24 protein-coding genes are annotated in these 22,941 nt (G+C 72.5%); 10 read left to right on the top strand and 14 right to left on the bottom strand.

All coding sequences use genetic code 11. The features are described from left to right. The first annotated feature begins 70 nt into the window (after window positions 1-70). Window positions 71-1,360 carry an MFS transporter gene (locus BL253_RS05170; protein WP_076814048.1) on the top strand — a complete coding sequence of 430 codons (1,290 nt, stop codon included), beginning with the start codon at window positions 71-73 and terminating at the stop codon, window positions 1,358-1,360. 463 nt (window positions 1,361-1,823) lie between these two features. Continuing rightward, a complete protein-coding gene (locus BL253_RS05175; RefSeq protein ID WP_076814167.1) occupies window positions 1,824-2,996 on the top strand; it encodes a low temperature requirement protein A in 1,173 nt (390 codons plus the stop codon). A 212-nt stretch (window positions 2,997-3,208) separates the two neighbouring features. Here BL253_RS05175 and BL253_RS05180 read toward each other — a convergent pair whose 3' ends face one another. Next, window positions 3,209-3,376 carry a hydrophobic protein gene (locus BL253_RS05180; protein WP_076814050.1) on the bottom strand — a complete coding sequence of 56 codons (168 nt, stop codon included), beginning with the start codon at window positions 3,374-3,376 and terminating at the stop codon, window positions 3,209-3,211. A 211-nt stretch (window positions 3,377-3,587) separates the two neighbouring features. On the opposite strand from BL253_RS05180, the gene BL253_RS05185 reads away from it, so the two are divergent. Next, window positions 3,588-4,214, top strand: coding sequence for a GNAT family N-acetyltransferase (locus BL253_RS05185; protein WP_076814052.1), 627 nt, complete (start codon window positions 3,588-3,590; stop codon window positions 4,212-4,214). Between the two features lie 168 nt (window positions 4,215-4,382). Here the strand turns inward: BL253_RS05185 and BL253_RS05190 are convergent, their stop codons facing one another. Then, window positions 4,383-5,066: a response regulator transcription factor gene (locus BL253_RS05190; RefSeq protein WP_076814053.1), complete on the bottom strand. Its 684-nt coding sequence runs from the start codon at window positions 5,064-5,066 to the stop codon at window positions 4,383-4,385. A 105-nt stretch (window positions 5,067-5,171) separates the two neighbouring features. On the opposite strand from BL253_RS05190, the gene BL253_RS05195 reads away from it, so the two are divergent. Next, a complete protein-coding gene (locus tag BL253_RS05195; protein WP_081438023.1) occupies window positions 5,172-5,936 on the top strand; it encodes an ABC transporter permease in 765 nt (254 codons plus the stop codon). Between the two features lie 89 nt (window positions 5,937-6,025). On the opposite strand, the gene BL253_RS05200 is transcribed toward BL253_RS05195, so the two are convergent. Then, on the bottom strand, window positions 6,026-6,712 hold the full coding sequence (locus BL253_RS05200; RefSeq protein ID WP_076814055.1) for a DedA family protein: 687 nt from the start codon (window positions 6,710-6,712) through the stop codon (window positions 6,026-6,028). A 209-nt stretch (window positions 6,713-6,921) separates the two neighbouring features. After that, window positions 6,922-7,758 (bottom strand): undecaprenyl-diphosphate phosphatase, encoded by an 837-nt coding sequence (locus BL253_RS05205; protein ID WP_076814057.1) that lies wholly within the window; start codon window positions 7,756-7,758, stop codon window positions 6,922-6,924. 440 nt (window positions 7,759-8,198) lie between these two features. On the opposite strand from BL253_RS05205, the gene BL253_RS05210 reads away from it, so the two are divergent. Next, the gene (locus BL253_RS05210) at window positions 8,199-9,608 is read left to right on the top strand and encodes an ATP-binding protein (RefSeq protein ID WP_076814059.1); all 1,410 of its coding nucleotides are present in this window, start codon (window positions 8,199-8,201) and stop codon (window positions 9,606-9,608) included. A 62-nt stretch (window positions 9,609-9,670) separates the two neighbouring features. Here the strand turns inward: BL253_RS05210 and BL253_RS05215 are convergent, their stop codons facing one another. The 3 genes from BL253_RS05215 to BL253_RS05225 all read right to left on the bottom strand — a co-directional run bounded on the left by BL253_RS05215 (window position 9,671) and on the right by BL253_RS05225 (window position 12,025). Next, window positions 9,671-10,651 (bottom strand): zinc-binding dehydrogenase, encoded by a 981-nt coding sequence (locus BL253_RS05215; RefSeq protein ID WP_076814060.1) that lies wholly within the window; start codon window positions 10,649-10,651, stop codon window positions 9,671-9,673. Between the two features lie 4 nt (window positions 10,652-10,655). Beyond that, window positions 10,656-11,105 carry a PPOX class F420-dependent oxidoreductase gene (locus BL253_RS05220; RefSeq protein ID WP_076814062.1) on the bottom strand — a complete coding sequence of 150 codons (450 nt, stop codon included), beginning with the start codon at window positions 11,103-11,105 and terminating at the stop codon, window positions 10,656-10,658. Window positions 11,106-11,236: 131 nt separating this feature from the next. Next, window positions 11,237-12,025 (bottom strand): tyrosine-protein phosphatase, encoded by a 789-nt coding sequence (locus tag BL253_RS05225; protein ID WP_076814064.1) that lies wholly within the window; start codon window positions 12,023-12,025, stop codon window positions 11,237-11,239. 226 nt (window positions 12,026-12,251) lie between these two features. Between BL253_RS05225 and BL253_RS05230 the strand changes: the two genes are divergently transcribed. From BL253_RS05230 to BL253_RS05240, 3 genes are read left to right on the top strand one after another with little or no spacing between them, the layout of a single operon-like run. Further along, on the top strand, window positions 12,252-12,668 hold the full coding sequence (locus tag BL253_RS05230) for a phage holin family protein (RefSeq protein ID WP_076814065.1): 417 nt from the start codon (window positions 12,252-12,254) through the stop codon (window positions 12,666-12,668). Beyond that, window positions 12,665-13,249: a DUF3618 domain-containing protein gene (locus BL253_RS05235; RefSeq protein WP_076814066.1), complete on the top strand. Its 585-nt coding sequence runs from the start codon at window positions 12,665-12,667 to the stop codon at window positions 13,247-13,249. The genes BL253_RS05230 and BL253_RS05235 overlap by 4 nt, the downstream gene beginning before the upstream one ends. Next, entirely contained in the window at window positions 13,246-13,518 is a 273-nt protein-coding gene (locus tag BL253_RS05240; RefSeq protein WP_076814067.1) for a DUF4235 domain-containing protein, read from the top strand. The genes BL253_RS05235 and BL253_RS05240 overlap by 4 nt, the downstream gene beginning before the upstream one ends. Window positions 13,519-13,780: 262 nt before the next feature. On the opposite strand, the gene BL253_RS05245 is transcribed toward BL253_RS05240, so the two are convergent. Both BL253_RS05245 and BL253_RS05250 read right to left on the bottom strand, forming a co-directional pair. Then, window positions 13,781-14,467, bottom strand: a complete 687-nt coding sequence (locus tag BL253_RS05245; protein WP_076814068.1) for an NUDIX hydrolase — start codon at window positions 14,465-14,467, stop codon at window positions 13,781-13,783. 254 nt (window positions 14,468-14,721) lie between these two features. After that, complete coding sequence (locus BL253_RS05250) at window positions 14,722-16,203, bottom strand: MFS transporter (protein ID WP_076814070.1); 1,482 nt, start codon at window positions 16,201-16,203, stop codon at window positions 14,722-14,724. A 536-nt stretch (window positions 16,204-16,739) separates the two neighbouring features. On the opposite strand from BL253_RS05250, the gene BL253_RS05255 reads away from it, so the two are divergent. Then, a complete protein-coding gene (locus BL253_RS05255) occupies window positions 16,740-17,972 on the top strand; it encodes an LmeA family phospholipid-binding protein (protein ID WP_076814072.1) in 1,233 nt (410 codons plus the stop codon). Window positions 17,973-18,029: 57 nt separating this feature from the next. Here BL253_RS05255 and BL253_RS05260 read toward each other — a convergent pair whose 3' ends face one another. Both BL253_RS05260 and BL253_RS05265 read right to left on the bottom strand, forming a co-directional pair. Continuing rightward, window positions 18,030-18,575 carry a dihydrofolate reductase family protein gene (locus BL253_RS05260; protein WP_076814074.1) on the bottom strand — a complete coding sequence of 182 codons (546 nt, stop codon included), beginning with the start codon at window positions 18,573-18,575 and terminating at the stop codon, window positions 18,030-18,032. After that, on the bottom strand, window positions 18,572-19,531 hold the full coding sequence (locus tag BL253_RS05265; protein WP_076814076.1) for a helix-turn-helix domain-containing protein: 960 nt from the start codon (window positions 19,529-19,531) through the stop codon (window positions 18,572-18,574). The genes BL253_RS05260 and BL253_RS05265 overlap by 4 nt, the downstream gene beginning before the upstream one ends. Before the next feature lie 164 nt (window positions 19,532-19,695). Between BL253_RS05265 and BL253_RS05270 the strand changes: the two genes are divergently transcribed. Beyond that, on the top strand, window positions 19,696-20,064 hold the full coding sequence (locus BL253_RS05270; protein ID WP_076814169.1) for a hypothetical protein: 369 nt from the start codon (window positions 19,696-19,698) through the stop codon (window positions 20,062-20,064). 7 nt (window positions 20,065-20,071) lie between these two features. Here BL253_RS05270 and BL253_RS05275 read toward each other — a convergent pair whose 3' ends face one another. From BL253_RS05275 to BL253_RS05285, 3 genes are all read right to left on the bottom strand, one after another. Then, complete coding sequence (locus BL253_RS05275) at window positions 20,072-20,830, bottom strand: UbiA family prenyltransferase (protein ID WP_241834547.1); 759 nt, start codon at window positions 20,828-20,830, stop codon at window positions 20,072-20,074. Between the two features lie 176 nt (window positions 20,831-21,006). Further along, window positions 21,007-21,315 carry a MarR family winged helix-turn-helix transcriptional regulator gene (locus tag BL253_RS05280; RefSeq protein WP_241834548.1) on the bottom strand — a complete coding sequence of 103 codons (309 nt, stop codon included), beginning with the start codon at window positions 21,313-21,315 and terminating at the stop codon, window positions 21,007-21,009. A 63-nt stretch (window positions 21,316-21,378) separates the two neighbouring features. Next, window positions 21,379-22,848, bottom strand: a complete 1,470-nt coding sequence (locus tag BL253_RS05285) for an MFS transporter (RefSeq protein ID WP_241834549.1) — start codon at window positions 22,846-22,848, stop codon at window positions 21,379-21,381. Window positions 22,849-22,941: the final 93 nt, after the last annotated feature.

A 22,941-nucleotide genomic window follows, 5' to 3' on the forward strand; every position in this document is an offset into this window, starting at 1 on the left:
GCCGGGCAGCCCAGCCGGGCAGGCCAGCCGGGCAGCCCAGCCGGGCGGCACGCTGCGAGGATGTCCTTCCGTGTCCTGGTCCGACCGGTTCGAGGCGCTGCGCGTCGACACCACGCCGCTGCGCACCTCGCGTGACTTCCGCCTGCTGCTGATGGCCGGCACCGTCTTCTACCTCGGCGGCATGGTCACCTACGTCGCCGTTCCGTACCAGCTTTACGCCCTGACCCATTCCAACGCCATGGTCGGCGCCGTCGGCGCGGCGGAGCTCCTTCCCCTGCTCGTCTTCGGCCTGTACGGCGGGGCGCTGGCCGACCACGTCGACCGCCGCCGCCTCCTGGTGCTGACCGGGCTCGCGCAGGCGGCCGTCACGGCGGTGCTCGCGGCCAACGCCTTCCAGCACCAGCCGAGCACGTGGGTGATCTTCGTGGCGGCCGCGGCGCTGGCGAGCACGAGCAGCCTGCAGCGGCCCTCCCGTGAGGCGCTGTTCCCGCGCACGGTCGCCCACGAGGAACTGCCCGCGGCGAGCGCGCTCGACAGCATGGGCCTGCTGGCCGGCAGGCTCGCCGGCCCGGCCCTCGGCGGCCTCCTGGTGGCGTACGCGGGCGTCGGCTGGTGCTTCGTGATCGACGTGTGCGGCCTGCTCGTCGCCAGCCTGCTGTACACGGTGATGCGCCGCTACCCGCACCGGGTCGAGACCACACCGCCGAGCCTGGCCGCGGTCGCAGAGGGCCTGCGGTACGCCCTGTCCCGTCGTGACCTGGTCGGTACCTACCTGGTCGACATCGCCGCGATGCTGCTCGCGATGCCAGTGGTGCTCTTCCCCGCGCTGGCGGAGCGGACCTTCCACCAGCCGCAGCTGCTCGGCCTGCTCTACTCCGCCGAGACGGTCGGGGCGCTGGTGGCGACGGCGCTGTCCGGCTGGACCAGCCGGGTGCGCCGTCACGGCCGCGCGATCGCGGCTGCCGCGGCGGTGTACGGGCTGTGCGTCGCGCTGGCGGGCGTGCTGCCGGCACTGTGGCTGGTGGCGTGTGCCCTGGCCGCGGCCGGTGCCGCCGACATGATCTCCGGCGTCTTCCGCTCGACCATCTGGAACCAGACCATCCCGGAGACGATGCGCGGCCGGCTGGCCGGCATCGAGCTGCTCTCCTACTCCCTCGGCCCGCTCGGCGGGCAGGTGCGTGCCGGCGTCACCGCCGACCTGTGGAGCGTCCGCGGGAGCATCACCTCCGGCGGCCTGGCCTGCGTCGTCGGTGTCGGCGCGACGGCGGCCTGGCTGCGCGACTTCTGGTCCTACGACGCGCGCACCGACCGGCACGCCGTCGCCGAGCGCGCGACCCGCGCCGCCGCCGGGGACCGGTGAGGTCGCCCGCGACGTCGCTCGGCGCCCGCGACGACACGGGCGGGACGGTCGGCCGGCGGCCTGGCCAGCGCCAGGTCCATCCCGGCGCTCACCCCGGCGGAGGTCGAGACCCGGCCGGACCGGATGAGGATCGGGCCCGGGTCGACGGCTCGTGATCGTCATGTGGGTACGCGGACCGGTGTCCCGTCGCCCGTCTGGTGGCGTTCGCGCATACCCGGCGCGTGACCAATCTGGCTTCTCGGCCGCGGGACCCGGCGAAGATCGCTGCGTGGGTATGCTCGGCCGCATGGGGCATGACCCGGTTTCGGGGGCACCGTCGTCGGCGGATCCGGACTCGCGGCCACCGTCCCCCTCATGGGCGGAGCCGGTCGGGTCGGGCGAGCCGGACGCGCGGCTCGCCCCTGGCCCGGGGAGCGGCGAGGAACCCGTCGGCGACGCGGCGGTCCCGAGACCGCGGGTTCCGGTGGGGACCACCGGGCTGGTCGTCCCGGACATCCGGCTGATCCGCAGGCGGACCGGCGGGGAGCAGCGGGCGACGTTCTTCGAGCTGTTCTTCGACCTCGTGTACGTCTTCGCGATCACGCAGCTCTCGCACTACGTGCTCGCGGACCTGAGCTGGGCGGGCGCCGGCCGGGCCGCCTTCCTGCTGGTCGTCGTCTGCTGGGCGTGGAACTACACGACCTGGATGGCGAACTGGTTCGACCCGGACACGGTCGCCGTCCGGCTGGTGCTGGTGTTCGTCATGCTGGCGAGCCTGCTGATGGCGGTCGCGGTTCCGGACGCCTTCGGCGAGCGCGGGCTCCTGTTCGCGGCCAGTTACGTGGCACTGCAGATCGGGCGCAACGCCTTCGTCGTCGCGGTCACCCCGGCCGGTGCGTTCCACCGCAACTTCGTGCAGATCCTGTCCTGGAGCGTGCTGTCCGCGCCGCTCTGGATCGCGGGGGGACTGGTCGACGGCGAGGCGCGCTGGGCGCCATGGGGAGCGGCGCTCCTGGTGGACCTGGTCGCGCCCCTCGTCCAGTACTGGATTCCCCGGATGGGGCAGGCGCCCGCCACCGAGTGGCAGGTCGACGGCAACCACTTCGCCGAGCGCTTCCAGCTGTTCGTCATCATCGCCCTCGGGGAGAGCATCGTCCTCGCCGGCGTGACCGCGTCCGAGTCGGATCTCACCGCCGCGGTCGTCGTCGCGCTCGGCGTCGCCTTCCTCCTGTCGACGGCGCTGTGGTGGCTGTACTTCGGCCAGGTCGCCGAAGCCGTGGCGCGGCGGATCGCCCAGTGCGCGCCGACCGAGGCCGGCCGGCTCGGCCGGGACGTCTACACCTACCTGCACCTGCCGATCATCGCCGGTATCGTGCTCTCCGCCGTCGGCCTCGAGCTGGTGATCGCCCACCCTCACGACGAGCTGCACCTGGCGGGCGCTCTGGTGACCTGCGGCGGGCCGGCCCTGTTCCTCGCCGGCCTGGCCGCCTGCTGCGCGCGGGTCCGCCGCCGCCAGGCCTGGTGGCCGCTCGCGGTGGCGGTCGTCGTGATCGGCTGTGCGCCCCTCGTCGCCGGCGTCCCAAGCCTGGCGGCCGCGGGAGGCCTCACCGCCGTTCTGATCGGCGCCGCGGTGGTCGAGCAGACCCGCCCGGACTGAGCCGGGCCCAGCGGGGCTGGGCCCGGCTCAGTCCGGGCGGAGACGCGCGGACGGTCGGCGCGGGTTCGGCTGATTCCGAGTGAGACCTGTCCGAGCGACACCTGAACGCGTGCCAGCCGGGGCCGACCGTCCGCGAACTACTTAGAACGCGCTTACGTGCTCCACGTTTTCAGTACATGAGCATTTCGGCGCCGGAATCGCGGTGAGAACACTCACCAGCGGTACCAGCGGCCACTTCCGCTGGTGCTGCCGCTACGCAGGAAGAAACCGAGGACCCAGGCCGCGAAGACCACCAGCGCGACGATCCACAGGGCGTGTACGGCGAATCCCAGCCCGCCGAAGAGCAGCGCGAGAATCAGGACCGCGACGATCAGAGCCATAACAGCCTCCTAGATGATGCTGTTCCTGCCATACCCGCCGGTGGCCGTCCTAATCTGGACTTTTCCTACGAGCAAACGGCGGTGTCCGCGGCGCCCTCCGGCCGGGTGTGATGGCGAGTTGTGTCGTCGGGTCGTGACGCTACGCCACCGTCGGGAGCGGGGCAGCCCGGTGGCCCGGGCGGCGGCGGCGACGTTCCCTAGGGTCGCCACCATGCCGTCACCCAGCCCCGCGCTCGGTCCGCTGCGGCCGACCTACCCCCTCGAGACCAAGCGACTGCTGCTGCGCCCGATCGACCCGGTCGGGGATGTCAACGCGATGCACGCCTACCGCTCCCGTGAGGACGTCTGCCGCTACATCCCGCCGGAGCCGATGAACCGGGAGCAGATCGCCGAGCGACTCGCCAACCCGGACCTCGTCCGGTCGGAGCTGGAGCGGGAGGGGCAGATGCTCGCCCTCGCCGTCGTGCTCCGGGAGACGGGGGAGCTCATCGGCGATCTGGTCGTCTTCTGGCGCARCACTGAGCACCGGAGCGGCGAGATCGGCTATGTCATCAGTCCGGATCACTACGGCAGGGGCTATGCCACCGAGGCGGCGCGGGCGCTGCTCGCGCTGCTTTTCGACGAGTTCGGGCTGCACCGCGTCACCGCCCGCATCGACGCCGAGAACCCCGCCTCGGCGGCGGTGCTGACCAAGCTCGGAATGCGGCAGGAGGCGGTGCTGGTGGAGAACGAGTGGTTCAAGGGCCGATGGAGCACCGAGATTGACTTCGCGATCTTGGACAGGGAATGGCGCGCCCTGCGCGACCCACGCGCCCGCGATCTGGAAGGCCGCGGTTGAAGCCGTCCGCGCCACGGTGTACCTGACTGGAGCCGTCGGCGGGCTGATCGGTGCCCTCCCAACCCGGCTCAGCCCCCCGCCCCAACCCCGCCCCGCCCAGCCCCGCCCAGTTCCGCGCCGACCGTCCGCGGTGCCCGCGAACGACAGGGGAGGGCGGAACGCGACGAATCAGTCCCTCGTGGCGGTCCTCCTCAGCCGATAGCCGGCCCCGCGCACTGTCTCCAGCTGGGAGACCCCGAAAGGCTTGTCGAGCTTGYGGCGGAGATAGGCGATGTACTGGTCGACCACGTTGGAGGTGCCGTCGTAGGCGAAGTCCCAGACGTGCTCGAGGATGGCCGTGCGGCTGAGGACCTCGCCGGGATGGCGCATCAGGTACTCCAGGAGCGCGAACTCCTTCGGGGACAGGTCGAGGCTGACGCCGTCGCGGCTCGCGGCCCGGCCAGCCGGGTCCAGACGTAGCCCGCCGACGTCGAGCACGACGGGGCGTTCGTGGGCCCCACGCCGGATCAGCGCCCGCACCCTGGCCGACAGCTCGTCGAAGCTGAAGGGCTTGGGCAGGTAGTCGTCGGCGCCGACGTTCAGCCCACGGACCCGGTCGGTGACGTCGCCGCGGGCGGAGAGCATCAGCACCGGGGCCCAGCGGCCGGCCGCTCGCAGGCGCTTGCACACCTCGAACCCGTCGAGYCCCGGCAGCATCAGGTCGAGAACGATCACGTCGTAGTCGACCTCGCTGGCCTGCCACACCGCGTCGGCGCCGTCCGCGACGATGTCGACGGCGAACCCCTCCTCGGCCAGCCCCCGGCGCAGCAACGCGGCGGTGCGCGTCTCGTCCTCGACCACCAGCACCCGCATGGCCGCACGATAGGGCCGCCAGGATGTGAATTCGATGTGCGCCCGGCCGGTCCGACGCCGACGTGCCGGTTCGCTGGCCGCCAGCGTGCGAGGAGAATCTCGTCGGTGCCGGTGGACGTACACATGATTGTCGGGCTTGGGTGCCTTCTCGCGGTGGCGGTCGGGTGCCTGTCGTGGGCGCGGGTCGACGGGTCCGCGGCGGCGGTCACGGCGGTGGTGCGCGCGGTCGTCCAGCTCGCGCTCGTCAGCCTCGCACTGCGCGGGGTGTTCTCGGCCCCGCCGGCCGCCGCGGCGGCGTTGGCCGTGATGCTCGGCGCCGCCGTGGTCACCTCCACGCGCAGGCTGGCGGCCTTCCGGCGGCCGTTCCCGGCCGTCGCCGCCTCGTGCGTCGCCGGCGCCGCGGTCACGCTGGGGATCGTGTTCGCGGTTCCGGTCCTCGACCCGTCGACGCGCCACCTGATCGCGCTGTCCGGCAGCGTGTTCGGCGGCACCATGACGGCCTGCACCCTGGTCGGTCGCCGGCTTTCCGACGGGCTGGCGCGGCGTCGTGACGAGGTCGAGGGCTGGCTCGCGCTCGGTGCCACGCCCCGGCAGGCCTGCGCCCCGATCGCCCGCGGGGCGGTCGGCGAGGCGCTGGTGCCCGCGCTGGACCAGACCCGAACCACGGGACTGGTGACGCTGCCCGGGGCGTTCGTCGGGGCGTTGCTGGGTGGGGCGAGCCCTGGGGACGCGGCCCGCTTCCAGATCGTGATCCTGACCGGCCTGCTCACGGCCGAGACGGTCGCCGCCGTCGCGCTCGCCTATCTGCTCGGCGCGCCCCAGGTGCTTCCCCTCGGCCCCCGGCCTCCCGAGCGCCGCGGCGGCGCGTAGGCGTCTGGAGGTCACGGACGCCCGGGTGCGTGGTCCCGGCGGATCCGGTGGTCCGCCCGGTGTCGGCGGCCCCGTGCCCGCGCCCGCGTTCAGCGGGTCGGCCGGCGGTCGGTGTCCTCGGCGCGGTCGGGGGAGCGGTGCCTGCCGCTGGCCGAACGCCGGCTCGCCAGCTCGCGCAGGACCGGGATGGCCGAGAGCAGGACGATGACCAGGGTGATGGGGATGATGTAGTGGTCGATCGGAACCGACCGGCCGAGGCCGTACCCGAGCAGCGTCACGCCCACCGACCACACCAGGCCGCCGACGACGTTGTAGAGCAGGAAGGTGCGGGCCGGGACACCGATGACACCGGCGACCGGGTTCATGAAGGTGCGGACGATCGGGACGAACCGTGCCAGGACGATCGACTTTCCGTAGCCGTATCGCTCGAGGAAGTCCTGGGCCCGCGCGACGTTCTCCCGCTTGAAGAGCCGTGAGTCCGGTCGGTTGAACAGTCTGGGGCCGGTTCGCCGGCCGATGAAATAGCCCGTCTGCGCGCCGAGAAGCGCCGCCACGGCGACACCGACCAGCACGGCGCCGATGTTGAAATGCGGGCGGTCACCGGTGGCGGCGGTCGCGCTGTAGGCGCCGGCGAGGAAAAGGAGCGAGTCGCCGGGCAGGAAGAACCCGATGAGCAGCCCGGTCTCGGCGAAGATGATCAGAATGAGTCCGGTCAGGCCAAAGGCCGAGGCGAGCGACGCCGGGTCAAGAACGTTGACGGCCAGGGGGCCTGGCATGGTGGGTCGTCCTTTCGAGAACAATGCTGTGGGGCTGGCCTGGGAACAACGCCTGGGCGGACTTGGTGGCCGACGGGCGGCTGAGCGGATGGGCGGCTGGGCGGGCGCCGTCGGCGGCGCACGGGACCGGGCTCGGCTCGGCTCGGCCCCGGCGTGCGAGCCGCCGGGGAGCGGATCCGTGCCTGGGCTGACTCCGGCCGCCGCGGTTGTCAGGCGTTCAGGGTCCCCGCCGAGAGCAGTCCGATCAGGAGCACGGCGACGGCTACGCGGTAGGCGATGAACGCGCGGAAGGTGTGGCCGGCGACGAACCTCAGCAGCCAGGCGATGGACGCGTAGGCGACGAGGAAGGACACGACGGTGCCGATCGCGAGGGCGGTGGTGGACACGGAGCCGTTGGTCGCGTCCTTCAGTTCGTAGAGCCCCGCGCCCGCCAGTGCCGGTATCGAGAGGAAGAAGGACAACCGGGTGGCCGCGACCCGGTCGAGATCGCGGAAAAGGCCGGTGCTGATGGTGGCGCCGGACCGGGAGAACCCGGGGAACAGCAGCGCGAGGATCTGCGACGATCCGACGATCATCGCGTCGGGCAGCCGGATGTCCAGCTCGCCGCGCTTGTGCCGGCCGAACCGGTCACCCGCCCACATGTAGGCGCTCCCGGCCAGGAGCGAGCCGGCCACCACCCACAACGAGCCGAGAGGGCCGTCGATGAGCGACTTGGCCGCGAGCCCGACGAGTACGACCGGGATGGTCGCGAGGATCACCCACCAGGCGAACTTGTAGTCGGGGTTGCCGCGGGCGGGAGCGCTGGCCAGGCCGCGCCCCCAGGYGGTGGCGAAGCGCCGGATGTCGCTGAAGAAATAGACGAGCACGGCCAGGATCGCGCCCGCCTGGATCACCGCGGTGAAGCCGACGACCGAGTTGTCGTCGACCGGTATGTTCATGAGGCCTTCGGTGATCTTCAGGTGGCCGGTGGACGATACCGGCAGGAACTCCGTCAGCCCTTCCACAATCCCCAGGACGACGGCCTGGCCGGCGCTGATCGCACTCACGTGATCGGGTCCTCCGCTGGTTCCGGCGCACTCGCGCCGCRCCCACGCCGTCGAGGCGGGTCGGCCACGGCCTGGATGCCGATCACAGTACGGAGATGTATCCGAAGCCCGTCCGCCAGCCGCCCACGCCAGGGGCCGCGCGGCCTTGACATGACGAGGTGGACGTTATCGGGCGGGCGATGTGAGGACTGTGTGAGCGCCACCGGCGCCGGCGACGGACCACGTCGGGCCGGCCGTGGCCGCAAGCCGGCGGTGGAAGGCGGAGAGCGGCGGTGGAAGGCGGCGGTGGAAGGCGGAAAGCGAACGGCCGACGGTGGGTCGACGCGGGCGTACATCGGATCCACATCTCGGTGGTCCTATCGTGCGACCATGCTGGTGGATGGCGGGACGCGGACCGTGGAACGACCGCCCGGTGGCCGGGCGGCCTGAACGGCCGGTCGATGTCCCTTCGGATTCGGCTCGCGGCGCTGTTCGGCCTGGGCACGACGCTCGTGCTCGCTGGCGCGGGCGTGCTGTTCTACGTTCAGCTGCGGGCGAGTCTGTGGCGCTCGMTGGACGCGACCCTTTCGGCCCGTGCCGAGGCGCTGCGCACCCGGATCGCGGTGACCGGCACGTCACCCGAGCGCGCGTTGGCGTCCGCGAGCCCGCTCACCCAGCTGGTCACGGCCGATGGCCGGGTGCTCGCGGCGTCCCCCAGCACGGAGACCCGACCGCTGGTCGGCGCCGACGTCCTCCAGGCGGGCCAGCGCGGGACGACGCTGGTCACCGTCCGAACGCATGGGGAGGAAGCGAGAGTTCTCGCGGAGCCCGTCAACGTCCTGTCCGTGGGTTCGGTGGTGCTTGTCGTCGCCGCGCCCCGGGACATCACCGACGACGCCGAGGACCGCATCCGTGACGTGATGGCGATTGCCTGCGTCCCGCTGGTCGCCCTGTCCACCCTGKCGGCGTGGTGGCTTTCCGGCGCGGCGCTGCGGCCCGTCGAGCGCATGCGCCGGCAGGCCGCCGCGATGAGCGTGGCCGACCTCGGTGGCCATCTGGAGGTCCCACCCACGCGCGACGAGCTCGCCGCGCTCGCCAGGACCCTGAACGACCTGCTGGACCGGCTGCACGTCGCGCGCACCCGTGACCGGGCCTTCGTCGCGGACGCGGGCCACGAACTGCGCACCCCGCTGACCAACCTCAAGGCCGAGCTGGAGCTGGCCCTACGGCCGGGCCGGACCCACGAGGACCTGACCGCGGCGCTGTCCAGCGCGACGGTCGAGACCGACCGCCTGGTCCGGCTGGCCGAGACCCTGCTCGCTCTCGCCCGCTACGACGCGGATCCGGGCCAGTTCGTCCACCCCGAGCGGACGCCCCTCACGCCACTCCTCGAACGCGCCGTCAGATCCGCCCTGCCCGCGGCCCGGAGCGCCGGGACGACCCTTCGGCTTGCCAGGACCGAGCCCGTCACCCTCGACGCGGACCCGGACCGGATCCGCCAGGCCGTCGACAACCTGTTCAGCAACGCCATCAGACACGCACCCGCCGGCTCATCCATCGACGTCCGCGCCACACCCACCGAGATCCGTGCCGAGGGCGCGGCCGCTCTACCCGCCGTGATGATCGAGGTGCGCGATCGTGGCCCGGGCTTCCCGCCGGCGTTCCTCCCGCATGCCTTCGAACGGTTCACGCGCGCCGACGCCGCCCGCGGCCGCGTCGACGGCGGCGCCGGTCTCGGCCTCGCCATCGTGGCCGCCATCGCGGCCGCCCACGGCGGCCACGCGGCCGCCGCCAACCATCCCGACGGCGGCGCCGTGGTCACCGTGGTCCTACCTCTCGGCGGGAGCAGGCCGCGGCCACCGGGAGCGTGACGGCGTTCGAGCGTTCGAGCATGCGGTCCTTCCGCGTCGCCGGCGCGGCGTACCGCTGATGGTCAGCCCACGGTCAGAACGGTCTTGGCGATCGCCTCCCGGTTCTCCATCGCCGCATGGGCCTTGGCTGCCTCAGCGAGCGGGAATGCCTGCCCGATGACCGGACGTACCTGGCGGCCCAGGCCAGCCAGGAGGCCGCGGGCAAGGCGGGTCCGTTCGGGGGCTGAAATCCGCAGGTCGCCGATGCCGGTGACCGTGACCGCTCGCTCGCGGGCGTCGTCCGGGTCGATCTGGGCGAAGGAGCCGCTGGGCGTGCCGTGGGCGGAGAAGTGCCCGCCGTCGGCGACGAGCCAGTAGGCCTCCCGGCCGAGGGTGCCGCCCACCCCGTCGAGCACCACGTCGACGCGGGCGGCGCTCGTCGCCTCCAGCACCTGGTTCGTCCAGCGAGACCGGCTGTAGTCGACGACGGCGTCGGCGCCGACGGCCGCGACGGCGTCGAGCTTGGCGTCGCCGCGGGCCGCGCCGACGACCCGCGCACCACGGGCGCGCAGCAGCTGGACGAGCAGGATGCCCATCGCTCCGGCGGCACCCAGGACCAGGACCCACTGACCGGGCCTGACGCGGGCGAGCTCGACGACACGCAGGGCGGTCGGCCCGTCGTGCAGCGCCGCGACGGCGTCGAGCGGGTCGACGCCGTCGGGCACCATCACCAGTTCGTCCGCCGCGGCGACGGCCCGCTCGGCGTAGCCTCCCCAGCCGCCGGGGCCGCCCGTGTGGGCGATGACCTGTCGCCCCAGCCAGCCGTCCTCGACGCCGTCGCCCACCGAGACGACCCGCCCGCCGACCCCGTTGCCTGGCACGTAAGGGGGTCGGATCGGGAAGACATCCTTGCCCAGGCCGGACCGGACCATGATGTCAACGAACATCACGTCGCTGGCGGTGACGGCGAGGAGGACCTCGCCCGGGCCGGGAACCGGGTCGGGAAGGTCGGTGGGAACGAGAACCTCCGGGCCGCCGAAGCGGGCCACCTCGATCGCGCGCATGCGCTCACGCCGTCCTGGGCCAGTCGCTGTCGTGCGTGACGCCGTGCGCGATGTCGTCCGTGACGTCGCGTGTGTGCAGGCCCGGACTGTCCGGGTCGACGTTGTAGGCGACCACGCGCCGCGGATGGATCCGGATGATCTCCGCCGCGAGATGCGGGTCGGCCGGCGGGAGCGTTGCGATCTCGGCGACCCCGCGGATCTCCAGGAAGTGCGCGCCCTGCATGGTCTGCCCGGTCACCTCGTCGACGACGAACGCCACCCGCGGATTGGCCTGGACGTTGCGGTACTTGGCGCTGGACGCCATCCTGTAGCCCGCGATGTCGATCGTTCCCAGGGTGGGGTTGTAGGTGAACCCGAGCGGCTTGACCTGCGGCACGCCGTCCGGTCCGATGGTCGACAGGTGCCCTCGGGGCTGGCGGAGCAGAAACCGCTGCTCGGCGTCGCTGAAGATCATGCCTCCACCGTAGAACCTCAAGTGAGGTAGAGGTCAACGGTGGGCGGAGCCAGGCCGGGCGGGGAAGGAACCCGCCCGGGAGGGCGGATGGCGGTGGCGCGGGCGGAAACCCGTCGTCGAGTCTTCTCCGGTCAGCTCGGCTCGATGATCATTTCGCGCCAGCGGTCGATCTGCTCCTGGGTCGCGCCGTTCGCGATGAGGAAGCCGGCCGGGCCACCGGGCGCGGCCTCGACGGTGTCCAGGACGGTGATGATGGCGCGCGGGTCGAGCGAGAGTGACCCGAGTGACCCGGTGGCCCCGGTGGACTGGTTCGAGGCGGCCTGTTCGCGCAGGTGGCGGTATTCCTCCCGCTGGGCCAGCGCCTCCCGGACCGCCTGGATCCGTTGTTCCGTGGCCAGGTAGTCCGCGACGATCGCGTCGCGATCGACGCCGGCGACGGCGAGCAGGACCGACGTCACGATGCCGGTGCGGTCCTTGCCGGCCGCGCAGTGCACGAGGGCGGGTGTGCGCGGGCCCGACACGAGGAACTCCAGGATGCGGGCGAGCCCGGCACCGGACCACTCGAGCATGTATGCGTAGAACGAGGTGTAGTCGTTGCCGATGCGGTCACGCAGCGCCCGCTGGTCCGAGAGGCCGGTGAAGTCCATGAGCGGCTCGTGCAGCCAGGTGACGCCGAGCTGAGGGAACCACTCGGCCTCCCTGGGGTTCTCGAACGGCGCGCGCAGGTCCACGACGCCGCGCAGTCCGACGTCGTCACGCAGCAAGGCGACATCCTCGGTGGTGAGGCTGTCCAGGTTGTCGCCGCGGAGCAGCACCCGAGGGCGGACGGTCCCCCCGGCGGCGGGCAGCCCGCCGAGGTCCCGCACGTTGTGGGCCCCGGTCAGCTCGATCCAGCTGGGCTCGTGATGGGCGGTAGTCATCCCAGAAACGTAGAACTGACCGATGAAGCGCGGGTGAACATACGCTGGTCAGCCCGCTTCGCCCGGTCGAAACGGCGACGGCCGACCGTCGCGCCGTGGCCCGGTCGGTGGTCCGGCGGGCTCGGTAGGACCAAATCCCCGAGCGGCAGGTGTATGGCGGCCCGCCCGGGGCAAAGCCCGATCACCGAAACGTTGTTCACACCAGCCGGGAGTATTGAGGTCCGTCATGTCAGTGGGTAACGAGGTCCGGACCCCGGGCAGCGATGCCACCGCCGGGGAACTGGTCACGCGGCTGTCCGAGCAGGTGAGCCGGCTCGTGCGCGACGAGCTCGCGCTCGCTCGGGCGGAGATGAGCCGAAAGGGAAAGAAGGCGGCTCTGGGTGGCGGAATGCTGGGCGGGGCCGGCGTCGCGGCTGTTTTCGGCGTCGGTGTGCTGCTCGCCGCAGCCGTCCTCGGCCTGGCGACGGCGGTCTCCGCGTGGCTGGCAGCGCTGATTGTCGGCGCCGTGCTGGTGGCGATCGCCGGCGTCCTGGCGCTGACCGGCAAGAAAGAAGTCAGCCAGGCCACTCCGCCGCTGCCCGTCGACGCCATCGAGGGCGTCAAGGACGATCTTCACACCGTCAAGGAGGCACGACAGCGATGACAGAGCAGACCGCGCCGGCGACCGATCCCGACGTGCTGCGCGCCGACCGGGACCGGACCCGCGCCGAGCTGGGCGAGACCGTCGACGCGCTGGCCGGCAAGCTGGACGTCAAGTCCCGCGCCCWGACGAAGGCCACCGAGGTCGGGCAGAAGGCGGCCCAGATCGGCGCGGCCACCCGGCAGAAGGCCGTTGATGTGACAACCCCGGCGGTGCACAAGGCGGCCGAGGTCACGGCTCCGGCTCGGCAGAAGGTGGCGGAGGTGACCGCTCCGGCCGTGCAGAAGGTGGCGGAGGTGACCGCTCCGGCCGTGCAGAAGGTGGCGGAGGTGACCGCTCCGGCGGTGCACAAGGCGGCCGAGGTCACGGCTCCGGCTCGGCAGAAGGTGGCGGAGGTGACCGCTCCGGCCGTGCAGAAGGCCGCGGAGGTCACCGCTCCGGCCCGGCAGAAGACGGCCGAGCTCACGACCCAGCTGGACCAGCGCACCGACGGCAAGCTGTCCTCACCCGCCGCCAAGAAGTGCGCGGTTGTCGCCGGCGCCGCGGCCGTCCTGGCCTGGGCCGTGAGGAGGAAGCGCAGGTGAGCACGGGAAAGAAACTCGCCTACAAGCCTGTCGGCATGGTCAGCGGCGTCCTGGCGGGAGCCGTCTCGGGGGCCATCGTCCGGAAGGTGTGGTCGGCGGCCGCGGGGGAGGACGAGACTCCGGACGCGCTGCGGCTGGACCACAGTTTCGCCGAGGTCGTCCTCGCCGCCGCCCTGCAGGGGGCGATCTTCGCCGCGACCAGCACGGCCGTCAACCGTCTCGGCGCGCTCGGTTTCCGACGCGCGACCGGCGTGTGGCCGGGGGACTGACCAGGTCTCCAGCGGCCGGGAGTTCGACCAGATGATGCCGTCGGGGCCACGTTTCATGATCTGGTGCGATTCTGGGAGCCACAGCCCCGAGAAATCCACCAGATCATGAACGGTCGTTTCCGTTCTGACCGAGGGTCGATCTGTCCCGGTGACAGGAAAACCTGCAGCGCGGCCGCCCGTCCGGGCGGCCGCGCTTCTCTTTTACGGCGTTCGTTCTTTCTGGGTTCCTGTTCGGGGTTCGGGCGTTCATCCCATCCGGAGATCAGAAGGCGCGTTCGTACCGCCAGCCGTTGTCGAGCATCCACAGCCGGTGGCGGGCGCCCTCCCGGCTGGCGGGCGGGGTGYCGCTGTACCCCTCGTCGCCGTGCCACATCGCGAGAAGCCCGCCGGGCACCTGGGTGAACTCGGTCTCGAACAGCTCGGGTGCCGCGGCCGACGCGGCGGCCAGGGCGGCGGCGACGCTGGGATGCGGCGCGAGCGCCCACAGCGTCACCCAGGTCGGTGGCAGCAGTTCGAGCTCGCCCTTGTCACGCGCGGCCAGGGCGTCCGCCGGGCGCACCCAGCGATGTTCGATGATCTCGCCGCCGTCCACGGTGACGCCCTGCTCGGGCGCCTGGCCGAGCAGCATCCAGGTCAGGAAACGACGCGTCGCGGCGGCGGGCGGGCACCAGCGCGAGAACGGGGTCAGCGCGGCGCCGTCGATGGTGAGGCCCGCCTCCTCCGCCGTCTCCCGCACGGCGGCCCGGCGGGCGGCCGCCAGCTCGACGGACGCGTCACCCGTGTCCTCGCCGCCCAGATCGCCGGGATCGACCCGCCCGCCGGGGAACACCCACGCGCCAGGCCCGAACGACGCGGTGAGGCTGCGCCGCAGCAGCAGCACCTCCGGCCCGGACGGCCGGTCACGCAGCAGCACGGCACTGGCGGCGGGCACGGCCAACGGCGACGTCATACGGCCGATCGTAGGGCGCGCCCGGTCGCGACAGCCGGAATAGTCAGCGCTCGGCCGGCGGCCCCGGGCGACCACGAGGGGGACCGCCCCGGCCCGCCCCGCCCACTCGGTCCCGCCACCCGGCCCGCCCCACCTCGGGCCGGCGCCGTCGCGGAACGCGCGGACCGCCCGGCGGTGAACCCGACGCGTCCGGCCCCGGCATCTCGCGATGTGGGGCCGGGCGCCTGGGCCAGCAAGGATCTCGACCTGCGCCGTCAGGAGACCTGCCCTGCCTGCCGGGAGGCGCGCGGCGAGATGGCCAGCGCGGCGATCGCGGCCGCGACGCCGGCGGCGGCGCAGAGCGCGAACAGCTCCCGGTAGCCGGTCAGCGAGGGCAGGTCGGCCGAGCCGAGGGACATCGTCTGCGCCGCCAGGATGCTGCCGCCGATGGCGCTGGCGAGCGAGCTGCCGATGGCCCGGAACAGGGTGTTCATCCCGTTGGCCGCGGCGATCTCCGCCGGTGGGGTGAAGGCGTTGATGAGGGAGGGCATGGCGGCGTAGCCGATGCCGGTGCCGATGCCGACGATGGAGGCGCCGAGGATGATCTGCCAGAGCGAGTCGGTGAGGACGATGCGCATCCCCCAGCCGAAGGCGACGACGATCGCGCCGAGGGCGAGGGTCCGCCCGGCGCCGCGCATCGCGACCAGCCGCGCGGAGACCGGCGCGAGCAGGAGCATGCAGATGCCGCTGGGCAGCAGCGTGAGACCGCCGACGAGCATCGACGACGCGAAGCCGTACCCGGTCGCCTCGGGCGCCTGGACGTAGGACGACGTCCCGATCAGGGAGGCGAACAGGGCGAACCCGAACAGCAGCGAGGCGAGGTTCGTCAGGACGAGCGGCCGGCGGCGCAGCGTCGCGATGTCGACGAGAGGCCCGCGGATCCGGCGCTCGGCGAGGACCAGCGCCACGAGCAGGACCACGGCGAGCGCGAGCAGGCCGAGCACCCGGGCGGAGCCCCAGCCCCAGCTGGCGGACTCCGCCAGCGGCAGGAGCAGGGCGACGAGGGCGGCGCTCAGCAGGGCGGTTCCGACCAGGTCCACCCGCCCGCCGCTGCGGTTGGGTGCCTCGGGCACGAGCCCGAGCACACCGGCGAACGCGATCACGCCGCCGACGCAGGTGATCCAGAACAGCACGTGGAAGTCCGCGTGCTCGCCGATCACGCCGGCCACCGGGAGGCTCAGCGCGGTTCCGACGCCGAGCATCGCGCTGATCAGCGCGATCGCGGAGCCGGCGCGTTCCCGCGGCAGCAGCGAGCTGAGCAGGCTGATCCCGAGCGGGACCGCCGCTCCCGACACCCCCTGCAGCGCGCGGCCGGCGATCATCAGGCCGACGTCGTCGGTCAGCGCGCAGATCAGCGACCCGACCGCCAGCGTCGCGACCGCGATCAGCAGCATCAGGCGCTTGCCGAACATGTCGCCCAGCCGGCCGAACACCGGCACGGCGACCGCGGCGACGAGCAGCGTCGAGGTCAGCAGCCACTCGGCGTTGGTCTGGCTGGTGTGCAGCTCGGCCGGCAGGATCGGCAGCACCGGGACGAGTAGTCCCTGCGCCATCGACACCATCAGCGCGGCGATGCCGACCGCGAGGAGCTGCAGCCTCGCGYGGCCGGGGGACGTGGTCGCGCGGATCGCCGCCTGCGCCGGGCGCGCCGTCGCCCGCGCGGGACGGTCCACCACCTTTTCGGACAGCTCGGTCATGCGTCACCCTTYGGGCCAAGATCAAAGAGGTGGACGGAGCCTGGCCGGCCTGCCCATCCTTCTACTGGAAGAACTTCTTCCGGTTACGGTAGTGCAAACGGATGAGATCCTTCCGCTTTGGTGGTGGCGACCACAGTGGCGCCGAGCGCGGCGGAGCCGAGCGCACCGCGGAAGCCCGTCGCGGGAGGTCCACAGGCCGGACATCCGCCGACCAGCGCGGACCCCGCTGGACCTGGGCGTGGACCTGGCCGTGGACAGGACCGAGCTCGACACGGAGCCCCGCCTGGGCCCAGACCGGCCCGTCCCGGACAAGGCTGAGGACGTGCGTCCGCCGCGGGCGCAGTACGAAGCGCGACGCTTCGGAGCCGGCATTGCGGCCGGGTGCGAGAGTGGTCGCTGGGGCCGGCGAAGCCAGCCGAAAGCCAGCGGACGGCGTCCGCCGCGGGTAGCGACGCAGGTGGATGGACGGGATGGCCCGCCGTGAGGCGGCTGGCGCGACGTCAGGGTTCTGGCGCGCGGGAGCGGGAGAAGATTCGGTGAACCAGGAACGTGGCGAGGACGGGCGGGAGCCCGGAGACGCCACCCGTGTCCCGCGACCCGGAGCCTCCCGAGGATGGCCGGAGGCGCCCGACGCCGACGGGTCCGCGACCCAGCACATCCCTCGCCGGACCGTGCCGCCCGGCTCGACGCCCGTACCCGCGCGGCCGCCCGGCACCTTCGGCCCGACCGATCCGCCGCCGCCCGCGAGCTCCTACCGCCCGGGTCGGGTCGCGCCCACGGCCGCCGCCGAGCCCTGGGACGAGACCCGGGGATGGGCCCGGCCAACCGGGCAGGACAGCGGTTACGAGGTGCTGTACCCCGCCGCGGCGTACGGCGGTTTCGACGCCGCACCGCCCGGCTCGGGCGGCGGCCGGCCACCGGACGACGCGTCGGGGGCGGGACCCGGGGTCGGGGGCGGGGTCGGCGTCGAGCCGCCGACGCGATGGCACCCTCCCCGGCGTCGCGTCATCATCCTCACCGCGATCCCGCTGGTGCTGATCCTGCTGCTCGTGGTGTTCGACCGGGTCGCGGTCTCCGTCGCCGAACGGGAGATGGCGAAGCAGCTCAGGACGAGCGTCGTGGAGAACGTGGCCTGCGGCGCCCCGCCGCCGACGGTGAAGGACGTCAGCATCGGGGGCTTCCCGTTCCTCACCCAGGTGCTGTTCGGGAAGTTCCAGAACATCGGCGTGAACGTCGAGAACCTCTCGACCCCGGATCTGCGGATCGCCTCGATCCAGGCGCATCTGAAGGGCATCCACGTCCCGTTCAGCCAGATCGTCAGGAACGACGTCGGAGAGGTGCGTGTCGACAGCGCGCAGGCGACGGTCCGGGTCCGCTACGACGACCTCAACACCTTCCTCGCCACCCAGCCGGGTGACCTCCAGATCACCCCGACGGACAACGGGCGGCGCGTCGAGATCACCGGCACGGCGGATGTCCCGCTGCTCGGATCCCAGCGGGTCGGCGGTGTCACGACGTTCGAGGTGCGCGACAACAAGCTCATCCTGGTTCCCACCGAGATCACCCTGCGCGGGTTGCTCAACCTCAACATCCCGCTGGGCGGTCTCGGCGAGCTGATCCCGTCGATCCCGATCCCGGTCGGCGAGCTGCCCTTCCAGCTGGACATCACCAAGGCGTCGACCGACGCGTCGGGCCTGTCGCTGTCGGCGGTCGCCACGAACCTCGTGCTGCCCAAGGCGGAGAAGGCCCCGCGGTGCAAGCCGTCGTAACCCCGGCCGTCCCGCTCCTCTGGACGGCCGGGGTTACGACGGTCCGTTACCGACCGGTCAGGCGCGCGGGCCGGCCAGGTCGTAGCGGGCGCACGCGAAGGCCCGGTTGCGGGTGACCTCGACGAGGCGCAGGTCGAGCCGGCGGGGGAGCAGTGGCTTGCCGGCGCCGAGGGTCACGGGGGCGATGGAGACGATCAGGTCGTCGAGGAGGCCGTGGTCGGCGAACTGACCGGCGAGGTCGCCGCCGCCGACCACCCAGACGTCCTTCGTCCCGGCGGCCTCGACGGCCGCGGCGTGCACCGGCCGGATGTCGCCGCGCGCGAACCGGATGTCGGCGCCGTCGACGGGCCTGAGGTCGCGGCTGGTCAGCACCCACGCCGGCTGCTGGTAGTCCCAGGTGCCGCCGGTGGAGATGTGGTTGTCGAGGAGCCACTGGTAGGTGGAGGACCCCATCACCAGCGCGCCGACGTTCGCGATGAAGTCGTTGTGGTTCATCGGGCCGGCCTGGTCGATGTCCTGGGTGACCAGCCAGTCGAGCGAGTGGTGCTCGTCGGCGATGAAGCCGTCGAGGGTGGTCGCGGTGTAGTAGGTCGTGCGGCTCATCGGTCGTTACCTTCCGTCCCGGTCGCCGGGTGGTTGTCGGCCTCGCCGCGGACGGCGCGCAGCCACATGATCGGGTCGCCGTCGTCGACCTCGTGTCCCGCGGCGCGCAGCAGGTGGCGCGTCAGCTGGCGGCGGTGCGCCGCGTAGGTGAGGACATGCGCGACGACGCCGCTCAGGACGAAGCTCTCCGGCGGGTCGCACAGCGCGTCGATGAGCCGGTCGTCCCACGCGCCGCGGGCCTCGATGTCGCGCACCACCGCCAGCCACCGGCCGGCCGTGGCGTCGTGGCGTTCCAGCAGCCGCGCGACGCCGTCGTTCTCGTCCCGCGGCGGCAGGTCGAGGCCCTCGATCGCCGCCAGCCAGACCTCCTTCGTCCAGATGTGGTGCTCCAGCACCGCGGCGATCGACCGCTCGGGACCCTCCCAGGACGTCACCGTCGGGAAGGGAAGCCGCTCGGCGCGCAGCTCGGCGTCGGGCAGCCCCTTGACGATCTCCAGGAGCGCCCGGGTGTCGTCAAGGTCGTGGCTGACCAGCTGTTCGGTGAGGGGGTTCATCGTCTGCTCCGTGGAGTGCACCCACAGCGACATCGGTGGGTGGTAGTGGATGCCGTTCGGCGCCGGCAGCCAGTGGCTGCCGGCGGGCACGCTCGGCGGATGGCCGAAGGCCCTGGTGAAGGCACGGGTGAAGCCGTCGACGGAGTCGTAGCCCGCGGCCCAGGCCGCGTCCGTGACCGTCGATCCGCGCCGCAGCTGCCAGGCGGCGCGCTCCAGCATCACCCGGCGCCGCATCGCCACCGGCGGCTCACCCGCGCCGCGCGACAGCAGCCGGCTGAAGTGGAACGGCGAGGAGAACGCCTCCCCGGCCATCTCGTCGAGCGAGCGCGGGACGCCCTCGTCGGCGCCGGCGAGCACCGCGTCGAGCAGCTCGCGCAGGCGGTCACGTCCGGGAAGCGGCATGAGGCCAGTCTGTCGGCCGCACCCCACTCCCCGCCCGACCGATCTTGCTCAGCCTCACGCGCCGAGCCAGCGCGCGGGTCTGGCAGACTCGCGGCTGTCCTGACGCGCGTCGACGCCCATGAATGTGGGAATGCGTTCGAATTTCTGAACGGGGGCGAGCGGTGATGGCCCGATCCGGGCTGATCCTCATCGGTTACTGGGCTGGCAAGGGCGCCGAGGGCTGGCCGTCGCCGGGGGACTTCATCGACGCGAACTGGGATGCCGACGAGCGCGACCTTGTCGCGGACTACCTGCGACGCGGATTCGTCCACGGCGCGTATATGGGTGTCTCGCCGTGTCGGATCTGCGGTCGTGACAACGGCAGCCTCGAACTAAGCGACGGAACATACGTCTGGCCGGAAGGGCTGGCGCACTATCTCACCGACCATGGCGTTCGACCTCCCAAGCCGTTCGTCGCCCACGTATGGGCGACGATCGATGCGCTCGAGGCTGCCGGCCGTGACGAGTCCTGGTGGCGCGGCCAGTGTCAGTAGGCCAGGGTCAGCGCAGCTGGGTGCCGCCGGCGACGACCAGGGCGACGTCGATCGCGGCGATCACCAGGGCGGCGCGGAACGCGTGCCGGTCGCCGAGCCGGAGACCGAACGCCGTCAGCGCGGCCACGAGGACGAGGACGGCTAGACGCCACGCGTTGGCGCCCGGGCCGAGCAGGGCGACGACGGAGCCCGCGACGAGCAGCAGCACGGCCGACCAGCGCGCGCCGGCGGCCCCGAGACGCTGCGGCAGCCCCCGGACCCCGGCCTGGGCGTCCGCGGCGAGATCGGGCAGCGTGTTCGCGAAATGTGCTCCGCACCCGAGCAGGGCACCCGCCAGCGGCAGCCACCACGGCGGCAGCGGATGCCCCTCCAGCCCGAGGACGACGAACGTGGGCAGCAGCCCGAACGACACCGCGTAGGGCACGACCGACAGCGGCGTCGCCTTGAGGCCGAGGTTGTACGCCCACGCGCTGGCGACCGCGCCCAGATGAACCCACCCCGCCCGCCAGCCGGAGGCGAACGACAGCGGGACGCAGGCGACCAGCGCGACCGCGGCCGCGAGCGCGACGGTTCTCGGCGTGACACCGCCCGCGGCGACGGGCTTCTCGGCCCGCCCGCCGATCGCGTCCCGGTGACGGTCGATGACGTCGTTGCTCCAGCCCACGGACAGCTGCCCCGTGACGACCGCCGCCGCGACCGCGGCGACACCGCCCGCCGAGCGTCCGACGGCGATCGCCAGCGCGGCGGCGAACAGCGTCACCGCCACGGTCGGCTCCGGGTGACAGGCCCGCACCAGCGCACCAATCCGTCCCACAAGCACCAGCCTCGCAGACCATCTGGCCCGGGACGCGGGTCGCCCCGGTCAGCGGTCGGCCGGGACGGTGTCCTCGGGCTCGGGGGCCAGGGTCTGTAGCCGCTGTTGGATGCTGGCGTTGAGCCGGGTCAGTGCCTGGACGAGACCGTGGATCGCCTCGCCGTCCCATTCGGTGAGGACCCGGGTGAGGCCTGGACCGACCAGGAGTGGTGCTGGCGCAGCCGGTCGCGGCCGTTCTCCGTGAGCTGGAACTTGCGGGCCATGCCGCCGTCGGGGTCGGGGATGCGTTCGGCTAGACCGGCGCGCACGATGGCCGCGGTCTGGCGGTGCACGGTGGAGGCGTTGACGCGGAAGGCCGCGGAGAGCTGCCCGATGGACGGGTGGCGGGTGAGCAGCATCAGCTCGTGCTCGAGCCGGGTGATCTCCTGCGCTCGCACGTCGTCTCCATCTCCGACTTCGTCGTACCGAGAGGCAACCACGCGTGGTTACCTCCCCTTCTCTCAACCGGTCGCGGGCCTCGTGATCTTCTCAAGGCTGCCGACCGGGGCCCTCGGCGGCTGGGGCGCGGGGCGTACGGGGATGGCCAGCTCCACGAGGGTGGCGAGGAGCGCGCCGGCGGCGCCGATCGCCAGGCATACCCGGATGCCGGTCTCGGAGGGTACGGCGACCGATCCGAGCTGGATCGTCAACTGGCCCAGGACGAGACCGATAACCGTGCTGGCGGTGGACGTGCCCAGCGACCGGGCCAGCGAGTTGAGGCCGTTGGCCGCGGCCGTCTCCGACACCGGAACCGACCTCATGATCAGGTTCGGCATGGCGGCGTAGGCGAAGCCGACCCCGGCGCTGTTCACGATGGTGAACACCAGGACGCCCCACGCGGTGCCGATGAGCAGCTGGGCCAGGACGTTGCCACAACAGATGACCATGGTGCCGAGCAGCAGGCAGGACCGTGGGCCGAAAGCCTGGCTCATGCGCGCGGCCACCGGCGAGAACGCCATCATGGCCAGGCCTCCGGGTGCCATCAGCAGCCCGGCCTGGAGCATGGACAGGCCCTGGCCGTAGCCGGTCGCGGTGGGCAGCTGCAGCATCTGCGGCCCGAGCAGGTTCGCGGAGTACATGGCGAACCCGACGGCGACGGTGGCGAGGTTGGTCATCAGCACGGGCCGGCGGGCGCTGCTGCGCAGGTCGACGATCGGCGCCGCGGCACGCAGCTCCCACATCGCCCAGGACCCGAGGACGACCGCGGAGACCGTGAGAAGCCCGAGCACGGGCATGCTGGTCCAGCCCCAGTCGCCGCCCTTGGAGATCGGCAGCAGCAGCGCCACCAGGCCCACCGACAGCCCGACCGCTCCCGGGGCGTCGAACCGCTGCCTCACCCGGACCGGCGACTCGGGCACCACGGCGATGATCAGTACGGCGAAGACACACCCCAGGCCGACGGCGAACCAGAACGGCGCGTGCCAGCCGAGATGCTGGGCGACGGTGGCGGACAGCGGCAGGCCGAGCGCCCCGCCCACGCCGAGCGAGGAGCTCATCAGCGCGACCGCCGGGCCGAGCCTCTCCGACGGCAGCACGTCGCGCATGATGCTGATGCCGAGCGGGATGACGGAGATGCCCAGGCCCTGCAGCGTGCGCCCCATGACCATGGTGAGCAGGGTCGAGCCCAGCGCGCAGACCAGCGAGCCCGCCGTCAGGGAGAGCACGGCTGTCAGCATCAGCCGGCGCCTGCCGTAGAGGTCCCCGAGCCGGCCCAGCAGCGGCGTGGCGACGGCCGAGGTGAGCAGCGTCGCGGTGATGACCCAGGAGGCGTTGGCGGTGCTGGTGTGCAGCAGCCTGGGCAGCTCGGGGAGCAGCGGGATGACCAGGGTCTGCATCAGGGAGACCATGGTGCCGGCGCCGGCCAGCACGACCACGACCCGCCGGGTGGACACGGGGGAGACGGGGGCGGCTGGGGACACGGCGGCGCTCACCGGCAGGGGCTCCACCCGCTGGGCCTGGATGAATGCATAGCGCACATCATGTGCGCTGGGCAGTCATCATGCATGATGCATGAGACATGCATC

It is taken from the genome of Pseudofrankia asymbiotica (genome assembly GCF_001983105.1).
In the GTDB taxonomy this organism is placed as follows: Bacteria; Actinomycetota; Actinomycetes; order Frankiales; family Frankiaceae; genus Pseudofrankia; species Pseudofrankia asymbiotica.